Annotated in this window: 23 protein-coding genes and 1 pseudogene; 16 read left to right on the forward strand and 8 right to left on the reverse strand. The window is 66.9% G+C overall.

Annotation, left to right across the window (positions count from 1 at the left end):
• Positions 1 to 67 precede the first annotated feature (67 nt).
• Genes C3B71_RS06445 through C3B71_RS06480 form a run of 8 tightly spaced genes read left to right on the forward strand, consistent with a single transcriptional unit; the run spans position 68 to position 9,487 of the window.
• The gene (locus tag C3B71_RS06445; RefSeq protein ID WP_073332762.1) at positions 68 to 952 is read left to right on the forward strand and encodes an NAD kinase; all 885 of its coding nucleotides are present in this window, start codon (positions 68 to 70) and stop codon (positions 950 to 952) included.
• Positions 949 to 2,769: a DNA repair protein RecN gene (gene recN / locus C3B71_RS06450; RefSeq protein ID WP_108966871.1), complete on the forward strand. Its 1,821-nt coding sequence runs from the start codon at positions 949 to 951 to the stop codon at positions 2,767 to 2,769. The genes C3B71_RS06445 and recN overlap by 4 nt, the downstream gene beginning before the upstream one ends.
• Positions 2,770 to 2,825: 56 nt before the next feature.
• Positions 2,826 to 4,067 carry a putative cytokinetic ring protein SteA gene (gene steA / locus C3B71_RS06455; protein ID WP_073332678.1) on the forward strand — a complete coding sequence of 414 codons (1,242 nt, stop codon included), beginning with the start codon at positions 2,826 to 2,828 and terminating at the stop codon, positions 4,065 to 4,067.
• A gap of 18 nt (positions 4,068 to 4,085) precedes the next feature.
• A complete protein-coding gene (locus C3B71_RS06460) occupies positions 4,086 to 5,009 on the forward strand; it encodes a copper transporter (protein ID WP_073332676.1) in 924 nt (307 codons plus the stop codon).
• Between the two features lie 20 nt (positions 5,010 to 5,029).
• A complete protein-coding gene (locus C3B71_RS06465; RefSeq protein WP_108966873.1) occupies positions 5,030 to 5,953 on the forward strand; it encodes a hypothetical protein in 924 nt (307 codons plus the stop codon).
• Complete coding sequence (gene murJ, locus C3B71_RS06470) at positions 5,950 to 7,629, forward strand: murein biosynthesis integral membrane protein MurJ (protein ID WP_234416155.1); 1,680 nt, start codon at positions 5,950 to 5,952, stop codon at positions 7,627 to 7,629. The genes C3B71_RS06465 and murJ overlap by 4 nt, the downstream gene beginning before the upstream one ends.
• The gene (locus C3B71_RS06475) at positions 7,626 to 8,792 is read left to right on the forward strand and encodes a glycosyltransferase family 4 protein (RefSeq protein ID WP_108966875.1); all 1,167 of its coding nucleotides are present in this window, start codon (positions 7,626 to 7,628) and stop codon (positions 8,790 to 8,792) included. The genes murJ and C3B71_RS06475 overlap by 4 nt, the downstream gene beginning before the upstream one ends.
• Before the next feature lie 26 nt (positions 8,793 to 8,818).
• Positions 8,819 to 9,487 (forward strand): NUDIX domain-containing protein, encoded by a 669-nt coding sequence (locus tag C3B71_RS06480; RefSeq protein ID WP_073332669.1) that lies wholly within the window; start codon positions 8,819 to 8,821, stop codon positions 9,485 to 9,487.
• A gap of 144 nt (positions 9,488 to 9,631) precedes the next feature.
• Here C3B71_RS06480 and C3B71_RS06485 read toward each other — a convergent pair whose 3' ends face one another.
• From C3B71_RS06485 to C3B71_RS06490, 3 genes are all read right to left on the reverse strand, one after another.
• Positions 9,632 to 11,713 carry a DUF6571 family protein gene (locus tag C3B71_RS06485; RefSeq protein WP_111820353.1) on the reverse strand — a complete coding sequence of 694 codons (2,082 nt, stop codon included), beginning with the start codon at positions 11,711 to 11,713 and terminating at the stop codon, positions 9,632 to 9,634.
• A 53-nt stretch (positions 11,714 to 11,766) separates the two neighbouring features.
• Complete coding sequence (locus C3B71_RS15865; RefSeq protein ID WP_146750914.1) at positions 11,767 to 12,087, reverse strand: hypothetical protein; 321 nt, start codon at positions 12,085 to 12,087, stop codon at positions 11,767 to 11,769.
• Positions 12,088 to 12,153: 66 nt separating this feature from the next.
• Entirely contained in the window at positions 12,154 to 13,029 is an 876-nt protein-coding gene (locus tag C3B71_RS06490) for a hypothetical protein (RefSeq protein ID WP_234416213.1), read from the reverse strand.
• 201 nt (positions 13,030 to 13,230) lie between these two features.
• On the opposite strand from C3B71_RS06490, the gene C3B71_RS06495 reads away from it, so the two are divergent.
• Positions 13,231 to 14,802 (forward strand): IS1634 family transposase, encoded by a 1,572-nt coding sequence (locus tag C3B71_RS06495; RefSeq protein WP_108966879.1) that lies wholly within the window; start codon positions 13,231 to 13,233, stop codon positions 14,800 to 14,802.
• An 11-nt stretch (positions 14,803 to 14,813) separates the two neighbouring features.
• Here C3B71_RS06495 and C3B71_RS06500 read toward each other — a convergent pair whose 3' ends face one another.
• The 5 genes from C3B71_RS06500 to C3B71_RS06520 form a co-directional block, all read right to left on the reverse strand.
• Positions 14,814 to 15,230, reverse strand: a complete 417-nt coding sequence (locus C3B71_RS06500; RefSeq protein WP_108966881.1) for a hypothetical protein — start codon at positions 15,228 to 15,230, stop codon at positions 14,814 to 14,816.
• A 159-nt stretch (positions 15,231 to 15,389) separates the two neighbouring features.
• A complete protein-coding gene (locus C3B71_RS06505) occupies positions 15,390 to 15,965 on the reverse strand; it encodes a hypothetical protein (RefSeq protein ID WP_146752452.1) in 576 nt (191 codons plus the stop codon).
• A 318-nt stretch (positions 15,966 to 16,283) separates the two neighbouring features.
• Positions 16,284 to 17,180, reverse strand: a complete 897-nt coding sequence (locus C3B71_RS16405; RefSeq protein ID WP_073332665.1) for a hypothetical protein — start codon at positions 17,178 to 17,180, stop codon at positions 16,284 to 16,286.
• A gap of 173 nt (positions 17,181 to 17,353) precedes the next feature.
• On the reverse strand, positions 17,354 to 17,929 hold the full coding sequence (locus C3B71_RS06515) for a hypothetical protein (protein ID WP_146750913.1): 576 nt from the start codon (positions 17,927 to 17,929) through the stop codon (positions 17,354 to 17,356).
• 324 nt (positions 17,930 to 18,253) lie between these two features.
• Positions 18,254 to 18,559: a hypothetical protein gene (locus tag C3B71_RS06520; protein WP_073332661.1), complete on the reverse strand. Its 306-nt coding sequence runs from the start codon at positions 18,557 to 18,559 to the stop codon at positions 18,254 to 18,256.
• A 552-nt stretch (positions 18,560 to 19,111) separates the two neighbouring features.
• On the opposite strand from C3B71_RS06520, the pseudogene C3B71_RS16410 reads away from it, so the two are divergent.
• The 7 genes and pseudogenes from C3B71_RS16410 to C3B71_RS06550 all read left to right on the forward strand — a co-directional run.
• A pseudogene (locus C3B71_RS16410) lies at positions 19,112 to 19,231 on the forward strand (hypothetical protein); the annotation flags it as partial.
• 137 nt (positions 19,232 to 19,368) lie between these two features.
• A complete protein-coding gene (locus C3B71_RS16415) occupies positions 19,369 to 19,605 on the forward strand; it encodes a hypothetical protein (protein ID WP_234416335.1) in 237 nt (78 codons plus the stop codon).
• Positions 19,605 to 20,354, forward strand: a complete 750-nt coding sequence (locus C3B71_RS06530) for a hypothetical protein (RefSeq protein WP_073332657.1) — start codon at positions 19,605 to 19,607, stop codon at positions 20,352 to 20,354. The genes C3B71_RS16415 and C3B71_RS06530 overlap by 1 nt, the downstream gene beginning before the upstream one ends.
• Entirely contained in the window at positions 20,351 to 21,664 is a 1,314-nt protein-coding gene (locus C3B71_RS06535) for a CpaF family protein (protein WP_108966887.1), read from the forward strand. The genes C3B71_RS06530 and C3B71_RS06535 overlap by 4 nt, the downstream gene beginning before the upstream one ends.
• Positions 21,664 to 22,533: a type II secretion system F family protein gene (locus C3B71_RS06540; protein WP_108966889.1), complete on the forward strand. Its 870-nt coding sequence runs from the start codon at positions 21,664 to 21,666 to the stop codon at positions 22,531 to 22,533. Before C3B71_RS06535 ends, C3B71_RS06540 begins: the two co-directional genes overlap by 1 nt.
• Positions 22,530 to 23,453 (forward strand): type II secretion system F family protein, encoded by a 924-nt coding sequence (locus C3B71_RS06545; RefSeq protein WP_108966891.1) that lies wholly within the window; start codon positions 22,530 to 22,532, stop codon positions 23,451 to 23,453. The genes C3B71_RS06540 and C3B71_RS06545 overlap by 4 nt, the downstream gene beginning before the upstream one ends.
• Positions 23,454 to 23,508: 55 nt before the next feature.
• A complete protein-coding gene (locus C3B71_RS06550) occupies positions 23,509 to 23,751 on the forward strand; it encodes a hypothetical protein (protein WP_108966893.1) in 243 nt (80 codons plus the stop codon).

A 23,751-nucleotide genomic window follows, 5' to 3' on the forward strand; every position in this document is an offset into this window, starting at 1 on the left:
CGCGGCACCGCCGGCCGTGGCGGCAATCAGCCCGACGCCGCAGTCTCAGCCGCGGCTGCGGCGCGTCATGGTCCTCCAGCGCGACCTGAACGACAAACCGGTCCCGCCGCACCGCAAGGCGGCCCCCACCGCCACGGCCGTCGCCCGGGCGGAGGCGGCACTGCGCTCCCATGGCGTCGAGCCCGTCGAGCCCGGATTCGAGGGCGACGTGGACCTGGTCCTGGTGATGGGCGGTGACGGCACCATCCTGCGTGCCAGCGAGGTCGCCCGCGACCGCGACGTGCCCCTACTGGGCATCAATACCGGCCACGTCGGCTTCCTCGCCGAGGCCGATCCGGACGCCGTGGAGCAGGTCGTCGCCGACCTGGTGGCCGGCCGGTACGTGGTCGACACCCGCATGACCATTGACGTGGAGGTACAGGCCCCCGATGGCTCGGTCACCCGCGACTGGGCGCTGAACGAGGCGGCCCTGGAGAAGCGGGATCGGGCCCGCATGGTCGAGGTCGCGGTCGGCGTGGACGGGCAGGCCGTGTCCTCCTTCGGCTGTGACGGGCTGGTCATGGCCACACCCACCGGCTCCACCGCCTACGCCTACTCCGGTGGCGGCCCCGTCATCTGGCCCGAGGTGGAGGCGCTGCTACTGGTACCCCTGTCCGCACACGCCCTATTCACCCGCCCCCTGGTGGTGGGGCCCGACTCCCGCCTGGAGGTCGTCATCTACCACGCCGGCTTCGGCGGGGCCGAGGTGTGGTGCGACGGGCGCCGTTGCCTGGACGCCCCCACCGGTTCGCGCATCTGCGTCACCCGCGCGCAGCGCCCGGTGCGGCTCGCTCGGCTGAACACCGCCCCCTTCGCCACGCGCCTGGTGCGCAAGTTCGACCTGCCCGTGGAGGGCTGGCGCAGCGCCGACGCGTCCGCCGCACTGCCCGGCCGGGACGGCGACGCGCGGTGATCGAGTCTCTACACATCGAGAACCTCGGGGTGATTGAGCAGGCCGATCTGCTGCTCAGTCCCGGGCTGACCGCCCTGACCGGGGAGACGGGCGCCGGCAAGACCATGGTGCTCACCTCCCTCGGGCTGCTACTGGGACAGCGTGCCGAGGCGACCAGTGTGCGTACCGGCGCCGATCGAGCCCTGGTAGAGGGCGCCTTCGTATTGTCCCCCGCTTCCCGTGCCGCATCCCGCGCGGTCGAAGCCGGAGCCGAGCTCGACGACGACCTGCTGCTGGCCTCGCGCACCGTACCGGCCTCGGGCCGCTCCCGCGCCCACCTGGGAGGCCGCGCCGTACCCTCAGCGGTCCTGGCCGACGTCGGCGCCCGACTCGTATCCGTACACGGGCAGGCCGATCAGTTGCGTCTGCGCTCCGCCTCCGCCCAGCGCGCCGCCCTCGACGGCCTGGGCGGACCGGACCACGCCGCCCTGTGCCGTCGCTACGCCGAGGCCTATCGGGCCAGAACCGACGCCGCCACCGCCTTGGAGCAGTGGCGGGCCGGGGCCGAAGCGCGCCGGGTCGAGGCCACCGACCTGCGGCGTTGGCTCGAGCAACTGGAGGAGCTCGCCGCCCAACCGGGGGAGGACGTTGCCCTGACCGCCGAGGCCGAACGGCTGGACCATGCCGAGGACCTGCGCCGCGCCGCCACCGCCGCTCGCATCGCGCTTGCCGGCGAGGAGGACGGGGCCGCGGCCGACGTCCCGGACGTGGCGGCCCTGATTGCCTCCGCCGACCGTGCTCTGGCGCATGTAGCCGGCGTGGACCCCGCCCTGACCGCCCTGGCCGAGCGCCTGCACCAGCTCGGTATCGACGCGGCGGACCTGTCCGGCGAGCTGGCCGAATACTTGGCCAGACTGGACGCCGACCCCGCCCGCCTCGCCTGGGTGCAGGACCGCCGCGCCGAACTCGCCCGGGCCTGCCGGGAGATCGGGGGCCCTACCGTCGAACTCGACGACGTCGACGCCCTGCTTGCCTGGGGCCAGTCCGCCGCCGCTCGCCTGGATGAGCTCGAAGGTCCCCACGGCACCGCCGAGACTCTGACCGCGCAGCTTGCTGCGGCGGAAGCAGCCCTGGTGAGCCTCGCCGACGAGCTGACGACCGCCCGCCGGGACCTGGCCGAGCGGATGCAGGAGGCGGTCAACGCCGAGCTGGCCGGCTTGGAGATGAAAGGCGCTCGCTTCGTCGTCGACCTGCAGCCGCGCGACGCCCCCGGCCCCACCGGCGCCGAGAACGTCGCCCTGCTGCTGATTTCTCATCCCGGAGCGCCTGCACTGCCCCTGGGCAAGGGGGCCTCCGGGGGTGAACTGTCACGTATCATGCTGGCCTTGGAGGTCGTCCTGGCCGATGCCGCCCCCGGCGGTGCGCCACTCGATGCTGCGGACGGGGCGCCAATACACCACCAGCGCACCTTCGTCTTCGACGAGATCGATGCCGGTGTCGGCGGCCGCGCCGCTCGCGAGATCGGACGGCGCCTGGCGCGACTCGCCCGCCGCTACCAGGTGGTAGTGGTCACGCACCTCGCCCAGGTTGCCGCCTGGGCGGACACCCAGCTGGTCGTGCGCAAGGAGACCGCGCCCGCCAATGCGGGCAACACGGCTGTTTCGCAGCACGCCGGGGAAGACCAACCGACCGTGCGCACCCGCGTCGAAGCCGTAACCGGCTCGGCTCGGGTACGCGAGCTCGCTCGCATGCTCTCGGGCCACGAGGACTCCGAGGCGGCCCTCCGGCATGCCGCTGAGTTGATCGCCGAGGCCCACGTGGCACAATCCCAGTCGTGAGGTTTCCGTTTCCGTTCCGCAAGCAGGCCCCGCTGGCATCTGACCGTCCCAGCGGCATGGTGCGGGTGGACGCGCGCACCAAGAAACTCACCAAACGCCTCCAAACCGGGGACATCGCCGTTATAGACCATGTGGATCTGGACCGGGTGGCGGCGGAGGCACTGGTTGAGTGCAAGCCGATGGCGGTGCTGAATGCGGCCCCCTCCGTCTCCGGCCGCTACCCGAACCTGGGGCCCGGCATCCTGATCGACGCCGGGATTCCACTCGTCGACGACCTCGGCCCCGACGTTATGCGGCTGCACGACGGGCAGCGCGTGACCATCGACCTCGACCCCGAGTCCGAGCACGCCGGGGCCGTGCACGTGCAGGGCCGGGGCACTCACCGCCACCACCGGCTCGATCAGGCGGACGCCGGCGAAACCGAGCCCGATGCGCGTGCCGACTCCACCATCCTCGCCGAGGGCACTATCCAGACCCGCGAGAGCATTGACGCACTCATGGAGTCCGCCAAAGAGGGACTGTCGGTTCAATTGGAGGCCTTCGCCGCCAACACCATGGAGTACATGCGCGGTGAACGCGACCTGCTCCTAAACGGCGTCGGCATGCCGGACATTCGCACTTCCATGTCCGGCAGACACGTGCTGGTCGTGGTGCGCGGCTACTCCTACAAGGAGGACCTCCAGGCCCTCAAGCCCTACATCCGCGACTACAAGCCCGTCATCATCGGCGTCGACGGCGGCGCGGACGCGGTCCTGGAGGCCGGACTCAAGCCGGATATGATCGTCGGGGACATGGACTCGGTGTCCGACAAGGCGCTGACCTCCGGCGCCGAGATCATCGTCCACGCCTACCGCGATGGGCGCGCCCCCGGCCTCAAACGGGTCGAGGACCTCGGCGTGGAACACACTGTTTTCGCCGCCACCGGCACCAGCGAGGACATCGCCATGCTGATCGCCGATGAAGCGGGTGCCGAACTCATCGTCGCCCTGGGCACCCACGCCACCCTGCTGGAGTTCCTCGACAAGGGGCGCGCCGGCATGTCCTCAACCTTCCTGACTCGCCTGAAGGTCGGCGGACGGCTGATCGACGCCAAGGGCGTATCCCGCCTGTACCGCACGCGCATCTCCGGCTGGCAGCTGGGACTGCTGGCGCTGGCGGGCCTGGTCGCCCTGTTCGTCGCCCTCGCCTCCACCCCCGCGGGCCAGACCTTCCTGGGACTGTCCGGCGCCGTATGGGACGATCTGGTCAACTTCTTCCGGTCCCTGGTTGGACTCACTCCGAACACACCCTCCGTCTGAGCAAGTACAGGATCCTTCATGATCGACTTCCGCTACCACCTGGTCTCGCTCATCTCCGTCTTTCTGGCTCTCGCCGTAGGCGTCGTCCTGGGTGCCGGGCCGCTGCAAAACTCCCTCGGTACGGCACTGAACGACCAGGTCAGTTCCTTGCGGGCGGACCGCAACGACCTTCAATCCCGGCTGGAGCAGACCGAGGCGGCGGTCAATGACCGCGACGACTACATCACCTCCGCGGCCGACTCCCTGCTGCCCGGGGCGCTGGACGGGCGCAGCGTCGCCGTCGTCCTCATGCCCGAGGCCGAGGGCGACGACATCGACCAGGTCGTCACCGAAATCGAAACCGCCGGCGCCACCATCACCGGCCGGGTCACCCTGACAAGCGCCTGGGCCGAGACCGCCCGCGAGTCCTTCCGCTCCACCTACTCCGGCCAGTTCGGTCCCTACCTGGACGACGTGGCCGCGGACGGCAACGCCGTCCTCGGGCAGGGGCTGGCCACCGCGCTGACCCAAGAGGGGGAGGACGCCACGGCCCTGATGGAACTACTCACCGCCTCCGACACCCCACTGGTCACCGTCGATGCGCAGCCCTCCGCTCCGGCCGACATGATCGTAGTGATCGGCCCGCGGACCGTTGCCGCCGCGGATGGCAGCGAGCCGACCGCACAGGCCACACCGGAGCAGGACGTCGCCGCCTGGACCTCCGCACTGACCGGTGCCGCGTCGACCGCCACCACCGTGGTGGTCGGCGCCGGCGACGCCGCGGCTGACATCGTGACGGCGCTGCGCAATGCCGAGGCGCCGGTAACCACGGTGGACTCCATCGGGCAGGCCACCGCGGCCGTGTCCACCCCACTGGCGCTGGCCGCCACCGCCACGGGCACGGTGGGCAGCTACGGCTTCGACGACGGCGCGGATGCCGTCATCCCGCCCATCTCCCGCTGACGCCGATTACGCTTGCAGCCATGACGCGACCCACGCCGACGTCGGACGGCTCCTGCTGCGGCCCCGCAATCGTCGCGGCCGCCTCCGCGATCACCACCGCGGCCGTATCCGCCGCCCTGGGACGTGCAGGTTCCCGGTTGCGGCGTCGCCTCGAATGTACGAACTTCCACGGTCGCGCTGTCAGCCTGCGCGGCGGCGTGGGCGCTGCGGCCGGTGCCGCCGCGGCCGGTGCTTGCGCGGGACGCCTCCTGTACGACGCTAACGTGCCCGCCGGCGCCAACGTCGCGATCGCGGCCGTGACCGCGACCACGGCCGCTGGCGCTGCGGGGCTGGTCGATGACCTCGACGCCGGCGCGCACGACGGCGACGCCCCCGCCAAGGGCCTGCGGGGACACCTGGCGGCACTGCGCCGCGGACACGTCACCACCGGCGCCCTCAAGGTTGCGGGGATCGGCGCCGGGGCGTTGGTGGCCGGCGGCCTGATCACTCGCGGGAGAACCCAAGCCGGTGCGCTGACAGCGGTGGCGGACGCCGCCGCCAACGCCGTCGTCATCGCGTCCTGGGCCAACCTGCACAATCTGCTGGACCTGCGCCCCGGCCGCGCCCTGAAGGCGGCCGTGCTGACCGCGGTGCCGCTGCTGGTCGACCGGCGTCCGAGCGCCGCCGCCGGTCGCGCCCTGGCCGCCGGCACCCTCGGGGTAGCCGGGGCGGCCCTGCCGGAGGACCTGGGGGAGACGACCATGCTGGGGGACACCGGCGCCAACGCCGTGGGTGCCCTGGTGGGAACGGCCCTGGCCGCCCACCCCCGTGTCGGCGTGCGGGTGGCGGCAGCTCTGGCCGGGACGGGGCTGGTCCTGGCCAGCGAGCGGGTCTCCTTCACCCGGGTGATCGAGGGCAACCGCTTCCTGTCCGCCGTCGACCGCTGCGGACGCCGGACCTCGTGACCGGCAAGAAGCCGACGACAGTCGTGTCCGCGCAAGCCGCTCCCGCCGTCACCGGCCCCCGGCGGGCGGTCCTGGGGGCAGCCGGCGGCGTCGCCGGACTCACCCTGGTCTCACGTGCGCTCGGCTTCCTCCGCTGGATCGTGCAGGCGACCACGGTGGGAGCCGGCACGGTGGCCGGTGCCTACGCCACCGCCAACCAGGTACCCAACGTGCTGTACGAGGTGGTGGTCGGCGGGGCACTGGCCGCAACGGTGGTCCCGCTGCTGGCCGCCCCGATCAGTGCCGGACGCGATCATGACGTGGCCCGCACCGCCTCCGCACTGCTCACCCTGGTTCTCCTGGTACTGACCCCACTGGCCGTGATCCTGGCTGCTTGTGCGGTCCCGATCGCCGGCTGGTTCCCCGTCTCCCAGGGCGTGGATCCCGGCCTCCAGCGGGACCTGGTGGCGGCGTTCCTGCGCATGTTCGCCGCGCAGATCCCCCTATACGGCATTGGTGTGGTGCTCACCGGCGTGCTGCAGGCCCACGGCCGCTTCACCTGGCCGGCTCTGACTCCGGTCCTGTCCAGCCTGGTGGTGATCGCCACCTACGCGGTCTACGGGACTCTGGCCGACGGCGCGGAGACGGCCTCACCGGTGGCACTGCAGCTACTCGGATGGGGCACCACGCTGGGGGTGGTCGCACTGTCCCTGCCATTGCTGTGGCCCGTACACCGCCTGGGTGTGAGCCTGCGGCCCACCCTGAGCCTGGGGCGCGCCGAAGCGGCCAGGGCACTGCGTCTGGGGGGCGCCGGGGTGTGGACGCTGCTCGCCCAGCAGCTCAGCGTCCTGGCTGTGCTGGCGCTCGCCCGCGCCGGCGGAAACACCGGCACCGTCGCCGTCTACCAGTACACGCAGGCTGTGTACGTGCTGCCCTATGCGGTGCTGGTCGTCCCGGTCGCCACCGTCATCTACCCGCGGTTGGCCGCTGCCTTCACTCGCGTCGACGGCGACGCGCTCCCGCTGACCGCCCGCTCCACCGCGTTGGTTACGGGCGTGGCCGTGGCCGGGGCGGGCATGCTGCTGGCTGCCGCCGACGGCGCCGAACGCTTCTTCGCTTTGTTGGCCGACGTGGGCGGTATGGGGGACTCTCTGGCCCTGCTGGCACCGGGCCTGGTCGGTTACGCCCTCATTTACCAGGTCACTCGGGCGCTGTACGCCGCCGACCGGGCCCGTGGGGCCGCGTGTGCCGCGGCTGCCGGCTGGCTCACGGTCTCGTTGGCGTCCTGGGCGGCAGTGCGGCTGCTGGCTCCGCACGGCGGAGACGGGGTGGCCACGCTCAAGGGCCTGGCCCTGGGCACGACCATCGGCATGTGTGTGGCCGGCATCGGGCTGCTGGCTGCGCTGGCCTGCCGTATGGGGGTGCGGGTGCTGGCCCCGACGGCGCGCGTACTGGCATTGACGCTGCCCGTCGCCGCCGTGGCCGGGTTCGCCTGCAACTGGCTCAGCCGCCAGCCCGAAACCGTCGCCGGCGGTGTGGCCGTGGCGCTGGCCGGAGCCCTGTTCACCGCCGCGGCGACCGGGGCCGCCATATGCGTGGTGGACCGCGAACTGCTGGCCGCTCTGCGCCGCCCCGCGCATCCGGACACCGGCGTTCGCGGCGCAGGTGGAGCACCTGAGTCACAGGAGACGAAATGACCCTGCCTAACGACACCCCATCAACCGCCCCGGATACCTCTCCCGCGGAGTCGGGGGAGGCACGGGCCCGGCTGCGCGTTTTGGAGGTTTCCGGCAGTGCCGCCGGCGGCATGCGCGCCCACGTCGCCGAGTGCGCCAGAATTCTGGCCGGGGCGGGACACGACGTGATTGTGGAGGCACCGGCCGACGTGCTGGATGGCGCCGACTTGGGACAGGCACGGGCCGAGCTGCTGACGATCGGCGCACGTCCCGCACCCGGTGACGGCGTCGTCGTGGCCCGCCTACGTCGACTTGGCCGCCGCGCCGATGTGGTTCACGCCCACGGGCTGCGCGCCGGTGCCCTGGCGGCGCTGGCCCTGGGCGGGCCGCGACGGGGCCGGGCCCGTCTGGTAGTGACCATCCACAACCTCCCCGTCGGGGGGCGCCTAACCACCGTCGTCGGGAACCGGCTGGAGCAGCTGGTGGCCGGGCGCGCCGACCACATACTCGCGGTCAGCCCGGATCTGGCCGAGCGTCAGCGCAGCCGCGGCGCGCAGCGTGTCGAGCTCGCCGTCATCCCCGCGCCTCGGCGCAATACCGAGGGCCTGGCCCCGCGCGCCTCCTCCGTCGAGTCCGCCTGGCGGGGCGCCCCCACGCGGATCCTCACGGTGGCTCGGCTGGCCCCGCAGAAGGGTCTGGACCTGCTGCTGGACACTGCGGCCCTGCTGGCGACGCCCGCCGTATCCGACACCGCGGCAACAGACTTGGTGTGGGCGGTCGCCGGCGAGGGACCGGGACGGGCAGCCGCCGAGGCCCGTATCCACGCCGAGTCATTGCCCGTGAACCTGCTGGGCCGGCGGGAGGACATGCCCGCGCTGATGGAAGCGGCCGACGTCGTCGTGCAGACCAGCCTGTGGGAGGGACAGCCCATCGCGCTGCAAGAGGCCATGCAGGCGGGCGCTGCGATCGTCGCCACCGACGTCGGCGGGACCGCCGCCACCGCCCACGGCGGCGCGATCCTGGTACCGCCGCAGCCGCAGGCCCTGGCCGACGCGATCACCGGGTTGCTAGCCGACGCCGAAGCCCGCGCGCAGGCGCGGGAACGAGCTCGACAGGCGGCCGAACTCCTGCCCGACGAAGCCGATCTGCGGGCACAACTGCAAGCCGTCGTCGCCCACCGCTGAAACGCCGAGAATCGGAGGAGAGAACAGTGAATCGAGAAAGTCTCAGGGACACCCACGATCTGACACGCCGCGTCGTGAGCCACGAGCGCGCCTGGTCGGGGCCGATCTTCGCCGTCGACGATGACTCGGTGATACTGGGTGACGGGCTCGCCCCGGTGCGGCGGCAGACGGTCGCCCACCACGACGCCGTGAACATCGTGGCGCTGCGGGAGGGGAATGACTCGTCGCAGCCGGATGCGGCCGCCGAGATCCTCATGGTGCGCCAGTACCGCCACCCCGTGCGGGCCATGCTGTGGGAGATCCCGGCCGGGTTACTGGATGTGCCGGGGGAGCAGCCGCTGGCCGCGGCGCAGCGCGAACTCGCCGAGGAGACCGACTACGCCGCCGCCCGCTGGGACGTGCTGGTCGACTCCTACGCCTCACCCGGATTCACCACCGAGGGGGCACGGTCCTTCCTCGCGCGTGAACTCACACTACTGCCGGCGGAGGAGCGGATTCCCCGGGAGGCCGAGGAGGCCGAGTTCGAGCCCACCTGGGTGCGTTTCGACGACGCCGTGGACGCGGTCATGCACGGCCTGCTGCACAACCCCTCCACCGTCATCGGGATTCTCGCCGCCGCACGCGTGCGCGACCTCGGTTACACGGGCCTGCGGCCCGCCGACGCCGCCTGGCTGCGGAGCCCGGAGAGTCTGTGAAGGCGCGCAACCGGCGGATGGTGTCATAACGGACTACGACTTTAAGCTGGAGAATGTCCTGGTGTTGGTTCACACGGCCAAGTCGGCCCGCGGAGGGCGAAGCTCGTGTGTCGGTCCTCCGTCCTCGCCATGGGGTAATCACCATTAGTCTTTTTTGATCTCGATCGCACCGGCTTCGCCTTTCGCGCCATCCTCCCCTAAGATCCTGGCTTGCCCTCTGTTAATACCGGTATCGATAGCTGTCTCCGTATCGATGATTATGTTGTCCGGGTCATGATCATCTCGTTTGATGTCAGTGGCCCAGTTGTGGACCTGATCGTTCTGATCGTCGGTCGGGGGCACATCGAGGTTGAAACTGGTGGTGCCATCATCGTTGGTGACACACCACGTGTAGGACTCGTGAGTGTATTCATCCTGGCAGTACTCGGGGTTGAAGGCATCGGGGTCAGTTATGAGTCCTTGGTTGACGGCCTCTGCGTACGCCTGAGTTTCAAGTGTGGTACGAGTGTTGGGGAGAGGGTCGTCGAATTCGGGCAACTCGTCCGAGGCGACCAAGTCGACTAAGGGCTTGGCCACGGTGCTGCCGATTCTGTAAGACCAAGGTGGCTTGGGGCCTCCCACAATGGTGGTTGCCAATGTGAACCCTAAGCCTATTGCCTTCTCGGCGGCCTCATGTTCCGCTGTTGCTGCATCTTCCAGGTCCGTCAGGCGCACGCTGCCAATCGCGTTGAGGTACCCGTATACGGTCCCGGCATCATGATACTTGCTCTTCAGGCTGGAGGCATCTTCGACGTTGGAATGGTCTTCCAATGCGGCGTCGGTGAATGCAGTGTATATGGTGGTGGAGGCGACCTCATTGTCGATGACTCTGTAGATGAGCGTGGTGTACAGGTCGGTGTCCGTATAGTCACGATTCCCGTCGGTATGCAGGTCCAGTCCTTCTGGCGATCCACCATCGGCGATCTTGAGGCCCTGATCAGACGTGTTGGCAATCACTACAGACAAGTTCTCCTTCATAGTATCGGTGTAGTCATCAAAAGGCACGTCGTAGGCGAACTCCATAGATCTAGAGATGACCCAGGTTGCAGCGGCCGCCTTCCCGGAATCTTCACTACCGCGCATGGAGGAGGCGCTTGCCATCGTTGCGGTGAGGACGTTGAGTCCGTTGCTCTGACCCGGATAACGGGTGCTGAGCATTTCCCACCGCGTTTCTGCCTGCTTGCCTGGTTCCCACTGCCCATACTTAATCTCGCCGTCAGCGCTGAGATACATTAAGGCGGCCTCGGGGTTGTTTCCCATTGCGTACAGGACGCCAGATAACGGGTCAAAGGAGTGTCCATCCAAATACGAGCCGAGTCGCTGTCTTGCGTAAGAAGATGCCTCGGCGTCTTGGATGTCACGGGTCGCGGAGACAGATCGGACTGTATTCCAGTCAATTTCCTCAAGGTTATCGGCGAGGGCGTTGAGGAAAGTGCTATTGAACTCAAGGTCGCTTACATGGTCGTCGTCGGCGTCGTGCCCTCCAACGATGGCGTTAAGTACGGTTATGCGACCCCACTCGCCTACGCCGTCAACGGATTCGGCGATGGTTGTGGCCATCGACTCGCACATATCGTCGTCCCATCTGGTGGACGCAGAGGCCAAGAGTACGCCTAGGAGATCAGCGAGTTCGTCGGCGTTGTCTTTGCTGGAAGCAACATGGGTGTTTGAGGCAACATCGAGTGGAAGTTGAGTGAGGTTCTCTGGTCCTATGGCGTTGATCAGCGCGGCAGCGTAGGCGGGATCGTCAGATCGTCCCCGTATGGCTTCTATGATCTGGCTGTACGAACGACCGTTTGATTTGGTCATGTATGGGCCGGTGACAGTTTGCAGATCGTGCGCGTCGATGGTGGCTTGTGACCAAGCGGCCAGGTCGTCGATCGTGTTGATGGTGGTCTCGTCGGGAACCTCGCAGCTGATATCCCCGTGCGCGTTCATACTGCCGACGCCGGACTCGTTTACCGCGACGATCGCGTCTTTGGCATTCTCCAGATCATCTGCCCTGCTTCTGACGCAGTCGATCGCACCTCTGGCGTCGGTCCGAAAATCGGAAAGATCCATAGGATCATGCTCATCCGCGCACTTGTTGTCTATGCTGGTGACGGCGGCGGCGCAGGAGTTTGAGAAATCACGTAGGTCTTGAATCGCGGTTGCCAATTTGTCGGCGTTCAGAATGACTACAGCCATGAGTATGTCGCCCTCTTATTTGTTCTTGGTGTCGGTTGCTTGTTTCGTCATAGCTAGTTGGGCCATTCGGCTGCTGGGTCACTCTCGTCGATGTCCTCGGGCAAAGAGTTCTTTTGCTCGTTAATCGCGTCTAGCAGATTACTGAATATGCTATCGACCGCATCAACATCGAGTTTGGTGTCTTCAGCCGAAGTATCCGCCAATGGGCCGGCCCATGTATCAGGGGCGTTGATGGCGGAGCCGTGCTCCTGCCCCGGTGAGGATGTCCACGGCAACCATGAAGGTGCATTTGTGGAGAATCCCAACTCGGAGTTCTTTCGCGAGACGTGTCCGCTCAGACGTTCAAGCGCCTCACGCTTCGGATTGGTAACCATTATAACTGCCTCCATTTAGAACGGGCGTTGGCTCGAGCTGTTTCATTACGGTTGAGTCCAGAAGGTTCATGGTTGTTTGGTTGGTTGGGTGTTGAGGGTTTGGATTTCAGCGACGGGGATGGTGGTGGTTGTGGATGTGGTGTGGGTGTCCATGGTTCCGGTGGCGCCGTCGGTGGCGGTGTAGGTGATCGCGTAGGACACTTTGATGTCTACCGGGGTGACGCTGTCCTTGAAGTGCGCGCTGGACCGGTTGAACACGATCTTGCAGTCGGTACCCTTGGCGTCGTTCTCCTCAGTCCACGGGATGCCGAAGCCGGTGCACGTGGCGGTGCCGTCCTTGGGCTGGAGGGTCAGCATGGAGGCGGTGGCGGTGATCGTGGCGGTCGTCGACCCCGCGGTGGCGGTCACGGTCACTTCCTTCGGTGTGTCGCCGGTGGCCCAAACCCAGGTATCCATGCCCACGATCGTGGCCCCCACATCCCCGACGCTGGGGTTGTAGCCGATCGTGGCGGTCGGGATCGTCACCGCATCCCACGCCGCCCGCGCCAACGTCGCCCCATCGATCACCGGCTCCGGAGGAACCCCGCCAGCAGGAACCCACATGGCGGAGGCGGTGAGCATCCATATTTGAGTGAATGCTCTGAACTCACCGGGCTTGTCTCCCCGGTAGTACCGGTAGTCGCATGTCGGCGTATACCAGTGGCCGTCGGCGTCACCGGCATGGTCCTCATACCCGTCGTATTTGCGCCCGAGCCACTCTTTCACGAACTGCGAGTCGTAGGAGTCAATCTCCTGCGCCAGATCAGCGCCGGTCTTGTCCTGCTCGTACCAGCACACCGGATGCACCGTAGTAGTCGCCGACTGCGGAGACGCCACACCGCCACCACCGCTGGAGCCGGAACCATCCGCCGCAGCCGACGTGTACTGGGCGGTAACCGTCATAGTCACCGAACCATCCTCGCTAGCGGACACCGAGCCGGAAGACGAACCAGAACCATTGTCTGATCCCTTAAACGCCAATGCGGTAGGAGCTCCAACCTGACTCCTGACAGGTCGCTGGGGTGATTGGGGTTTTTCGTTGGTGTGGTGTGGTTGGGTTGGTGGTTGTGGGGCACTAATCCGGTGGCGGTAGAGTGATGGTGTGTGAGCCCGTATGTTCGTAAGGTGCGTACCGCGTCGGGGGCTACGGCTGTGCAGATCGTGGCTAAGGAGCACGGTGTGCGCCGGGTTGTGGAGCACCTGGGCTCGGCCCACGATGAGGCGGAGCTGGCGGCCCTGATTCAGGCTGGGCGGGAGAAGATCCGGGGAGGCCAGGGGGTGCTGGACCTGGCCGGCCTGACACCTCAGGCTGCCCGCCAGGCCGCCCCGGCGGTAGTCGTCGGGCAGCGCTCTGCCCTGCTGTGGGACGTGCTGTGTGGTGCGTATGAGGCCCTGGGGCTGGATGAAGCGGTGGGTGGGGATGAGGGGTTTATGCAGATGGTGCTGGCCCGTCTGGTCGAGCCCACCAGTAAGGAGCAGGTCCCCGCCGTGCTGGGAGAACTCGGAATTGATGCCCTAACCCCACGCTCCTTGTTCCGGTCCCTGGCCCGCTGCATTACTGGCGACTACCGCTCCCGTATTCAGGCCGCCTGCCTGCGGCACGTGAGTGCCGGCGGGGACCTGTCCCTGTGCCTATACGACGTGACCACCTTGTACTTCGAGGTCGAGAAGGAGGACTCCCTGCGGCGGGTGGGGTACTCCAAGGAGAGGCGGGTCGACCCGCAGGTCATCGTGGGGCTGCTGGTGGATAGGGCCGGCTTCCCCCTACAGATCGGCTGCTGGGAGGGCAACAAGGCCGAGACCAGCACGTTGATCCCCATGGTCGAGGAGTTCCGGAAGGCTTCCAACATTGAGCACCTGGTGGTGGTGGCCGATGCCGGCATGCTCTCCGCGGCCAACCTCGAAGCGCTCGACCAGGCCGGCTTGGGGTTCATCGTCGGGTCCCGCATGACCAAGGCGCCGGCGGACCTGGCCGCCCATTTCCGCTGGCACGGGGACGCCCTGGCCGACGGGCAGGTGATCGATACGATCACCCCACGTCGAGGCACGCGCTCGACCGAGAGGGACGACAAGACGCGTGATGAGCCCGTCTGGAGCCCAGTGGAGTTCCCGGGCTCGTGGCGGGCGATCTGGGCCTATAGCGCGCGCCGGTTCGCTCGGGACAACAAGACCCTGACCGCGCAGGAGAACCGGGCGCGGGCGGTGGTCGCCGGCCACAGGCGCCCCAAGGGCACCCGCTTCGTCACCACCCGCAAGGGCGACCAGGTGCTCGACGAGAAGGCTCTGGCTCGCGCTAAGCGGCTCGCGGGACTGAAAGGCTACGTGACCAACATCCCCGCCACCGTGATGCCCGCCAGTGAAGTGATCGCCTCCTACCACGAGCTGTGGCACGTGGAGCAGTCATTCCGCATGAGCAAGCACGACCTGCGGGCCAGGCCCGTCTTCCACCACACCCACGACGCCATCCAGGCCCACCTCACCATCGTCATGGCATCCCTGGCCGTCGCCCGCCACCTACAAGCCGCCACCGGCATCAGCATCAAACAACTCGTCCGCGAACTGAAGCCACTTCAGGAAGTCACAATCACCATCAACGGACACCAAATAACCGCCCAACCCCAGACCACCCAGACCGCACAGCAAATCCTCAACAACCTGAACGCCACAGGGCACTAAACTGTCAGGACTCAGGCCGCCCGCGCCAACGTCGCCCCATCGATCACCGGCTCCGGAGGAACCCCGCCAGCAGGAACCCACATGGCGGAGGCGGTGAGCATCCATATTTGAGTGAATGCTCTGAACTCACCGGGCTTGTCTCCCCGGTAGTACCGGTAGTCGCATGTCGGCGTATACCAGTGGCCGTCGGCGTCACCGGCATGGTCCTCATACCCGTCGTATTTGCGCCCGAGCCACTCTTTCACGAACTGCGAGTCGTAGGAGTCAATCTCCTGCGCCAGATCAGCGCCGGTCTTGTCCTGCTCGTACCAGCACACCGGATGCACCGTAGTAGTCGCCGACTGCGGAGACGCCACACCGCCACCACCGCTGGAGCCGGAACCATCCGCCGCAGCCGACGTGTACTGGGCGGTAACCGTCATAGTCACCGAACCATCCTCGCTAGCGGACACCGAGCCGGAAGACGAACCAGAACCATTGTCTGATCCCTTAAACGCCAATGCGGTAGGAGCTCCAACGACCGATAGTACAAGAGAAAGTGCGACTGCAACGAAAGCGACCGGCAATCGTGTGTGTGGCATCATGATTTAAGCCACGCATTCATTGTCGGATAGTGTAGACTCCTCCGAGTCTTTCCAAGTTCCGTCTTCGTAGATCATGGTAACCAAGATCTCGTAGCGCCCCTGGAGCGTTTCAGGATTACTGACGTCGTTGCCGTCAGAGTCGTAAGCCGCAAGATCCGACTGATCGGAGCATGTAAGAACCTGCGCTTGGATGGGGCTCAAGGCGAACACCTCCTTAACCGATATGCGCACAGTTCCTTCGATAGTCTGTCCGAGGGAAGATTCGTAGTTGTCTTTGATTACCTGGTAAAGGTCTGCGGTAACTAGGGGTTCGGCGTTTTCGACGCCGGTGCCGGTGAACCAGATGTTCCAGGTCACCTCGTCGTAGTTGACGAAGGCCTTGAGGACCTCGGTCTGCTGCTCATTCAGGCCCTCCGGGATCGACGTGATCACATGCCGCTCGGTTGACAGCGACTCCGCCGTCACCACACCCGCCGCCTCCGCAGAAGCCACAGCCGACGCGGACGCCTCAGCAGCGGCAGCGGACTCAGACGCCTCCGCCGACGCCGCCGCCTCCGGATCGTAGGTCGGGATATTCAAGGGGGTGTCGTCCGAGTCGGAGGAGCATGCGGCGAGGGGTGTGCTTGCTAGCAGCAGGGTCAGCAGGCCTGCTGTTAGGCGGTGGTGGGGCCGGTTAGCCGTGGGAACTTGAGATTGCATGCTGGGTGGTCTTTCTTGGTGGCAGGGTGGCGGTGCTGGTGGTACTTGTCGTCTGGGTTGGTTGCAGTGTCAGTTGGTGGGTGTGGGTGAGGGCAGGGGTGTGGGGTAAGACATCAGTGGTCAGGTCCTTTCAAAGTGTTCGAGCGAAGCAGGCCGGCGGAACGAGGCCCGGCCCACCAACATCAACCATCCTGGGTTTCATGGTTGTTTGGTTGGTTGGGTGTTGAGGGTTTGGATTTCAGCGACGGGGATGGTGGTGGTTGTGGATGTGGTGTGGGTGTCCATGGTTCCGGTGGCTCCGTCGGTGGCGGTGTAGGTGATCGCGTAGGACACTTTGATGTCTACCGGGGTGACGCTGTCCTTGAAGTGCGCGCTGGACCGGTTGAACACGATCTTGCAGTCGGTACCCTTGGCGTCGTTCTCCTCAGTCCAGGGGATGCCGAAGCCGGTGCAGGTGGCGGTGCCGTCCTTGGGCTGGAGGGTCAGCATGGAGGCGGTGGCGGTGATTGTGGCGGTCGTCGACCCCGCGGTGGCGGTCACGGTCACTTCCTTCGGTGTGTCGCCGGTGGCCCACACCCAGGTATCCATGCCCACGATCGTGGCCCCCACATCCCCGACGCTGGGGTTGTAGCCGATCGTGGCGGTCGGGATCGTCACCGCATCCCACGCCGCCCGCGCCAACGTCTCACCATCCACCTCCGGGGCGGGAGCAGACTCGCCTGCGGGAACATACACGGGGCCATTCGAGGTGAATTGCCCGAGAAGCTGCTGGAACTCCTGCGCATCGTCGCCGTTGTAGTACGTCCAATCGCACCACGGCAGGTACCAGTGCCCCTCAGTGTCATCGGCGTAGGAGCCGTAGTCCGGATACATGCCCTTGATGATTTTGTCATTCTCCGGCCGACCGCCATGAACTGAGGCCTGTCTGAGGGCCTCACCCGAATCGAGCCACTCGGCAACCTCCTCACCCGTCCTGTCCTGCCTATACCAGCACACCGGATGCACCGCGGCAGTCACCGACTGCGACGACACCGTCGCGCCACCCGAGCCGGATCCGTCTGCCGCAGCCGACGTGTACTGGGCGGTAACCGTCATAGTCACCGAACCATCCTCGCTAGCGGACACCGAGCCGGAAGACGAACCCGAACCGGCATGGACGTCTTGGATCTCTTTTGCCCAAGCACCCGGGACAAACCCGGCCGACACGGCGAGGAACAATAGCATGACGCAAGCTATCGGCAGCGATCGAGTTCTGAAGTTCGCCATTTTCATGCCACACATTCATTTACGGTCAGAGTTGTTTCATCCGATTCCTTCCAAGTCCCATCATCGTATGTCATGGTGATAACCGTCTCATAACGGCCTTGGAGGGTCTCGGGATTGCTGATGTCGTTCCCGTCCGCATCGTAGGCCACAAGATCCGATTGATCGCCGCAGATCGCGACCTGTGCCCCCACGTAGTCGACAGCGGTGACCACCTTAACCGAAACTCTGACCGTCCCATCGGTATGTCCATCACCGAGTTCCTCGAAGCCGTTCTTGAGCCTCTGGTATGCCTCTGTAGTCATGAGTGGTTCGGCGTTTTCTACGCCGGTGCGGGTGAACCAGATGTTCCAGGTGACCTGGTCGTAGTTGATGAAGGCCTTCAGGACTTCAGTCTGCTGCTCATCCAGATCCTCAGGGATGGAGGTAACCACGTACCGGTCGGTGGACAACGACTCCGCCGTCACCACACCCGCAGCCTCCGCCGAGGCCGCAGCCGACGCAGACGCCTCAGCGGCGGCAGCCGACTCCGACGCCTCCGCCGACGCGGCAGCCTCCGGATCATAAGTAGGGATATTCAAGGGGTTGTCGTCCGACTCAGACGAGCACGCCACCAGGGGTGTGCTTGTGAGCAGCAGGGCCAGCAGGCCTGCCGACAGACGGCGTCGGCGGGGGCGAGTGGTGGGTGATGGCGGCTGTATGTCGGTCCGGCCGATAGTGATGGGGTGGCTTGGCGTCATTGAAAGCCTCTGCAGTGTGAGGGTTGGATCGCAGGCTGTGCGTGGTGCGGACTTCGGAGGACGTGTGTGTTTTGGAATGATGGTCTTAAGAGGCAGGGGCGGTCGGCGTGCCGGATCATGCAACCCGAACGCCGACCGCCCCATGCGTGTCGCTTGCGAGGAGACTCAGCCGTCGTACGAAGCGACGTCAGCGAGATCCGCGGCGTCAGTCACGCCGTTGGCCGCAGCGATGTTGTTGTGGTTGCGCGCCACGTCCGTCGCGGCGTCGGCCAGGACGGCCTCGAAGGCGGTGAGCTTGGGCTTGAACTCGTCCCAGGCGGCGCGGAAGGACTGCGCGTTGGGGCTCTCCCAGTTCGCGTTCTGCAGTGCCGTGTCCGTGTCCGAGTGGATCGAGTGGGCGGAGTCCACATCGGTCTTGAGGGTGTTGTAGAGAGTTTCAAGGGTGTCGAGATCTGCGGTGGTAGTTGCCACTAGTAACTCCTCGAGTTCAGGTTCGGATACATCTCTGTCGCTTGTCTCTGTCGCTTGAGAGATGGGTACGTGATGATGCTCGCGTACCGGGTAACTGTTAGGGTTCCATGCCGAGGATGTCGGCGCAAGCGCTTCGGGTAGAACTACCCATGCGAGGCGTCGGAGGCTTCGAGGTGTCACTTCGAGGATGCGGCTAGTTTCTGCGGATTTGTGCCCTCCGCTGGCCGGAGGTGTTGTCATTGCCTCAAACGTGCTCGCAAAGTTGTCATGGTGTGACCGGGGGACTCGAGGTAACGTACGTCCGTCTCATCCTTTCTCCCAAGCGAGGTATCCAACATGTCTCAGCCCCAGGACGGGCGTGTCCTTCGGCGTCGTGACCGCGATGCCCGTGGTGTGTCGTCCAGCCGTGCTCGGCGTGAGCGGACCGCGTCGCGCCTGCCTGCGGCCCCCGGTGAGAGGCGCCCGTTGTTGGCCGCGCTGGCGGTGCTGCTGATCGTGGGCGGGGCGCTGCTGGCTGGATTGCTTGCTACTCGCGCCGACCATCGAGTCGAGATGCTCGCAGCGGCCCGCACGGTCGCTGCTGGCGCGGTAATCACCGAGGATGACCTCGTCTCGACGCCTGTCTCGTCCACACTCGACACGCTCATCCCCGCCAGCCAAGCTGAGCAGCTGGTCGGGCAGACGGCGCGGACAGAGATCGCCAAGGGCCAGCTGTTCGACACCTCTCAGCTGCTGAACTCGCCATTGCCCGGCGACGGCACCCAGGTGGTCGGTGTCTCGCTTGAGATCGGTAGATTCCCCGCGGGGGCTTGGCTGCGGGTGATGTGGTGGACGTGGTTGACACCGGCAGCGGCGCCGTCACGGTCCGCCATGCGCAGGTGCTCACTGCGGTCTCCACCTCCGGTTCGGACAATGACTGGACTTCCGGTTGCGTGCTGTCCCTGATTGTCGATGAGGCCGACGCCGCCGCGCTCGCCCAGGCCGGCGCGGGCGGGAGCATAGCCGTGGTCCTGACCGCCACCGACCAGCCGATCGGAGAGAGCTGATGCTGATCTCGGTCGCCTCCGCCAAGGGCTCGCCCGGCGCCACCACCGCAGCGCACGTGCTGGCCGCCATCTGGCCGCGTGACGTGCGCCTGGCCGAACTGGACCCGGCCGGCTCGGACCTGATGTACAGGCTGCGTACCCAGTCCGGCCACCCCATCGATTCCTCGCGGGGTCTCGTCTCGCTGGCTGCCGCGGCACGACGCGAGTCTCGGGCTGCTCTGGATGAGCACTTGACCGCCGTCGACGGTGGCCTGAAGGTGCTCGTCGGCCTGGCCCGTCCTGATCAGGCGGCAGCCATAGGCGCCGGCTGGTCGGCCGTCGCCCATAGCCTGCGTGGCACGACCGACGTCATCGCCGACGTCGGGCGACTCACACCGGGCGCCCCCAGCCTGGCCGTAGCGCTTGCCTCCGATCGCCTGCTGCTGGTGAGCCGCCCAGGAGTCGACCAGTACGGGCACCTGCGTGAACGCCTGCGCTGGATCACCGAGGAGACGGCGCACCGAGCCGAGCGGCCCGAACTCGGCGTACTGCTCGTCGCCCGCTGGAAAGAGCGCCACGAGGCGCAGGCCCTTGGCCAGCTGTTGCAATCCGGAGGTTTGGACGTACCGGTGGTTGGCGTTCTCGCGCATGACGATGCGGCGGCGGACGCCCTGTCGGGACGGCGACCCCGCCCGCTGCAGAACACGCTGTTGGTGCGTTCCGCCCGGGAACTCGCCGCCGTTCTGGCGGGATTGGTGGTGCGGCGATGAGTGTGGACCAGAACCTCGTACGCACCATGCGCGAGCAGGTTGCCGACCTACTCGCCAAGCAGCGGCACGACGACGCCACCTCCGGCATTCCGCCCATGACTCCGGAGGACGAGCGCCAGTTCGCCCGGGCCCTGATCGGACGCGTGCTGGAGCAGTACGCGCGCACCGAGATCGCCGCCGGACGCAGCCCCCTGGACGCCCAGGCGGAGGAAGAGGTCTCCCAGGGCATTCATGCCGCCCTGTTCGGCGTCGGGCGGCTTCAGCCTCTCTTGGAGGACCCCGACGTCGAGAATGTCGACATCAACGGCTACGACAACGTCTTCATCCAGTACGCCGATGGGCGGGAGGAACGCGGGGCGCCGGTAGCCGACTCCGACGACGAGCTCGTAGAACTGGTCCAGGTACTCGGCTCCTACTCGGGTCTCGCCTCCCGCCCCTTCGACTCCGCCAACCCACAGCTCGATCTGCGGCTACCGGACGGCTCGCGCCTGTCGGCCGTTATGGACGTGTGCTCCCGCCCCGCCGTCTCGGTACGCCGCGCCCGCCTGGACAAGGTGGGACTGGATGAGCTCGTGGGTCTGGGCACCATCAGCCCCCGGCTGGCCGCCTTCTGCTCGGCCGCGGTGCGCGCCCGCAAGAACATCATGATCGCCGGTGCCACCAACGCCGGCAAGACCACCTTCCTGCGTGCGCTGGCCAATGAGATCCCGCCGTCAGAGCGGCTCATCACCGTTGAGCGTGCGCTCGAGCTCGGCCTCGGAGAATTCTCTGACCTGCACCCCAACGTGGTCGCCTTCGAGGAGCGCCTGCCGAACTCCGAGGGCGCCGGCGCCATCACCATGGCCGACCTGGTGCGGCGCTCGCTGCGCATGAATCCCTCGCGCGTGATCGTCGGTGAGGTACTGGGAGACGAGATCGTCACCATGCTCAACGCCATGAGCCAGGGCAATGACGGCTCCCTGTCCACCATCCACGCCAACTCCTCGGCGGAGGTGTTCAACCGCATCGCCACCTACGCCATCCAGTCCGCCGAGCATCTGCCACAGGACGCCACCAACCTGCTGATCGCGGGCGCCGTCGACTTCGTCATCTTCCTCACCCGTGAGAACCGCTTCAGTGAGGGCGGCTCCATGCGCCGTTATGTGGCCTCCGTGCGTGAGGTCAATGGTGTCGACGGACGGGTGCTGTCCAGCGAGATATTCGCCGACGACGGCTCCGGTCACGCCCAGCCGGCGGCGCCCATCGAATGCATCGCCGATCTGATAGAGGCCGGCTACGACCCGGTTGCCACGTATGCGCGGGGGGCCTGATGCACAACTCGACCGCCATGGCAGCCCTGCTCGCCGGCGCCCTCGTGGGTGCCGGAGCCTTCCTGCTGATCACCTTCATCATGGGCGTCGACCCGCTTCCCGCCCATACCTCGCACACCGAAGCCGGCCGCAAGCCGCTGATCCGGCGGGACCTGCGCCGGATCCTGCTTGCCGCCGGAGTCGCCCTCGCCGTGCTGGTGCTGACCCGCTGGGTCGTGCTCGCTGCGGCGGGCGGTGTGCTCGTGCTGGTGTGGCCACTGCTGTTCGGTGGCGCCCGCCAGGAGCGGGAGGCAGCCGCGAAGGTGGAGGCGCTGGCCGCCTGGGCGGAGTCGCTGCGCGACACGATCGCCGGCGCAGTCGGCCTGGAACAGGCCATCCCCGCCACCGTCTACGCCGCGGCCCCGGCCATCCGCGAGGACCTGGCACTGCTGGCCGACCGGATGCGCGTGCGCGTGCCCATGGGTACCGCCCTGCGGCAGTTCGCCGACGATCTGGACGATCCCACGGCAGACCTGATGGTGTCCGCGCTGATCATGAACTCGCGGTTGCGTGGCCCCGGACTGCGTCAGCTGCTCGGTTCACTGGCCGACACCGCACGCGCCGAACTGGACATGCGCCAGCGAGTTTCGGCCTCCCGCGCCGGCACCCGTCGCTCTGCGCAGATCGTCGTGATCTTCTCCATCGTGGTGATGCTTGCGCTAGCGCTGTTCAACCGAAGCTTCGTGGAGCCGTACTCCAGCGTCCAGGGACAGCTGGTCCTGCTCGTGGTGGTGGGGCTGTTCGCCGTGGGTCTGATGTGGATGCGACGCCTGGCCGGCGTGGTCCTTCCGCGCCGTTTCCTGACCGTCACGAACGGGGGTGCCGCATGAGCATCTGGATTCTGGTCGGCGGTGCCGTCAGCGGGGCCGGCGTGCTGCTGCTGACGCTCATCCTAGTGCCGCCGCGGGTGCAGCCGGCTCCGGCACTGGCTGAGTTGGACACGCAGCGTGATGAGGCTCGGCTGCGCCGCGACGCCCGCCGCCTGAACCCGGCCGAGGGCGCGCTGCCGGATTGGTTGGACACGGTCGGCTTCCGCTCGGCGGCACTGCTAAGGCGCACCGGCATAGGCCTGAGCTCGCTGTCATCCGACCTGGCCATGGTGGGGCGGTCTCTGGAACGGCACCTGGTGATCTCGCTCATGTGCGGGTTGGCTGCATTTGCCGCGCCACTGACCCTGGTCGGGGTGGCTACCGCGCTCGGCAGCATCACCTCCTGGGAGACGCCCGTGCTGGCATGCCTGGTACTCGGCGCGCTCGCGGTCATCCTGCCCACCGTCAGGTTGCGTGGGCAGGCAGATGCGGCGCGCCGGGACTTCCGGCACGTGGTGGGCTCCTACTTGGACCTGGTGTCCATGTCCCTGGCCGCCGGTCGGGGCGTGCCCGAGGCCCTCGACTCCGCCGCGACACTGTCCGACGACCCGGCGATGGTGCGCATCCGGGATGCTCTGGCTGCCGCGCGCCTTCGCGGTGAGACCCCCTGGGCCGCCATGGGACAGCTCGGTGACCAGTTGCGGATTGACGAGCTGCGCGACCTTTCGGCCGCGCTCGCGCTCGTCGCCGAAGACGGCGCCAAGATCCGCGAGTCCCTGTCCGCCCGCGCCACCAGCATGCGGCGGCGTGAGTTGGCCGACGCCGAGGGCAAGGCGGGGGAGAGCTCGGAATCCATGCTGGTAGCACAGCTGATCATCGCGATGGGGTTCATCGTGTTCCTCGTCTATCCGGCCCTCGCCGGAATCATGGGAAGTACCTGACCGGGTACTCCCGCGCCACAAATCACCCAGAAAACCCTGCAGAAAGGAAATCACCATGCTCCGCCTAATGTGCACACTCCAGATCCTCGCCGGTGACCTCGCCGGTACGGTTCGGGGCCGCCTGAACGCCCACGCCGGCGAAAAGGGCGCCTCCACGGTCGAGTGGGTCATCATCACCGGCTTCCTGATTGCCCTGGCCGCCCTGGTCGGACGCGTCGTTTACGGGCTGGTCCAGGACGCGTCCTCCAACCTCGAGGTGCCGACGATCGGCAACAACGGCGGCGGCGACAACGGGTGA

The organism is Actinomyces sp. Z16 (genome assembly GCF_003111765.1).
GTDB lineage: Bacteria > Actinomycetota > Actinomycetes > Actinomycetales > Actinomycetaceae > Actinomyces > Actinomyces glycerinitolerans.